Raw genomic sequence first — 1,008 nt, 5'->3', positions numbered from 1 at the left:
CTGGCGAACGTGAAGCGGATCGTGCAGCGGCACGGGGGGCGGGTGTGGGCGGAGTCCTCGCCGGGCGAGGGCGCCACCTTCTCCTTCTCCCTGCCGAGGTAGCGTTCAGCCGCAGCGGAAGGGGATGGGCAGGGGGCCGCAGCAGCACAGGCCCTGGACCTGCACGCCGGGCGCGCCGCGCAGGTGCGCGTAGGCGGAGCGGCAGCGGTCGAGGCGCGCCACGACCGCCGCGCGTCCGGCGAGGAGACCGTCACGTTCGACGATGTCCCGCACGGCCTGCGAGCACGAGGCGCCGCCGAAGAGCGCGGCGTGCGCGCAGCGGAAGCCCTTGAGGGGCGAGAGGTGGCGTCGGTAGCCGTCGATACCGACGAGGGCGAGCCGGGTGGCGGGGCTGGTCATGGGTCTCCTCCGTCGTGCTGTCTCGATGCTGCCGCGCGAACCGTGGGGTGCCCTGAGCCAAGCCTGAAGCGGCGTTGGCCCGTCGAACAGGATGGTCCGGCCAGGTTCGGGAATTTGATCTTTATGAGATGAGGACGAAGTCCTACTTCATCATCAACAGAGAAAACGTTGATGTTACCCTCAACTCAAGCTCATGAAACGCCGTCTCGTGCTCCTGTCCCTCCTGCCCCTGCTGCTCGCCCTCCCCGGCAGAACCGTGTTCGACACGTCCACGACCACACGAGTTCAGGCCACCCAGGGCTGGAACGACGGGATGACCCCCTGGGAAGGCGAGGGCCAAACCGCGTGGACGGCCCGGGCCTCACGGCAGCTCGCGCAGATCCGCCTCGCCCCCTCCTCCGGCCCGCGGGGAGAGGGCGTGACCGTCGCCGTGATCGACACGGGCGTGGACGTGGATCACCCCGCGCTGCGCGGCTCGCTCGACCTCGCGGGGGCGTGGGATCTCGTGGACCGCGATCCTGTCCCGGACGACGAACCGGGCGGCACCTTCGGCGGGCACGGCACCGCCGTCGCGGGCGCCGTGCTCTCGGTCGCCCCGGGCGCGACGAT

At 70.8% G+C, this 1,008-nt stretch carries 3 protein-coding genes; 2 read left to right on the top strand and 1 reads right to left on the bottom strand.

The genetic code is table 11. From position 1 onward, the window contains the following. A partial coding sequence (locus DEIPI_RS41255) for an ATP-binding protein (RefSeq protein WP_245588527.1) occupies positions 1-102 on the top strand: 102 nt, incomplete at its 5' end. 3 nt (positions 103-105) lie between these two features. Here DEIPI_RS41255 and yidD read toward each other — a convergent pair. Further along, positions 106-399 carry a membrane protein insertion efficiency factor YidD gene (yidD, locus tag DEIPI_RS0106860; RefSeq protein WP_027481290.1) on the bottom strand — a complete coding sequence of 98 codons (294 nt, stop codon included), beginning with the start codon at positions 397-399 and terminating at the stop codon, positions 106-108. A 193-nt stretch (positions 400-592) separates the two neighbouring features. On the opposite strand from yidD, the gene DEIPI_RS29185 reads away from it, so the two are divergent. Then, on the top strand, positions 593-1,008 hold a 416-nt coding region (locus tag DEIPI_RS29185; protein WP_157463517.1), incomplete at its 3' end, for a S8 family serine peptidase.

Source organism: Deinococcus pimensis DSM 21231 (assembly GCF_000519345.1).
GTDB lineage: Bacteria > Deinococcota > Deinococci > Deinococcales > Deinococcaceae > Deinococcus_A > Deinococcus_A pimensis.
The sequence above is the reverse complement of the archived record's forward strand: the minus strand, read 5'-3'. Positions and strand labels throughout refer to the sequence as shown.

Coding starts and splice junctions, on each gene's coding strand:
- yidD (WP_027481290.1), bottom strand. CDS start 399: ATGACCAGCCCCGCCACCCGGCTCGCCCTCGTCGGTATCGACGGCTAC.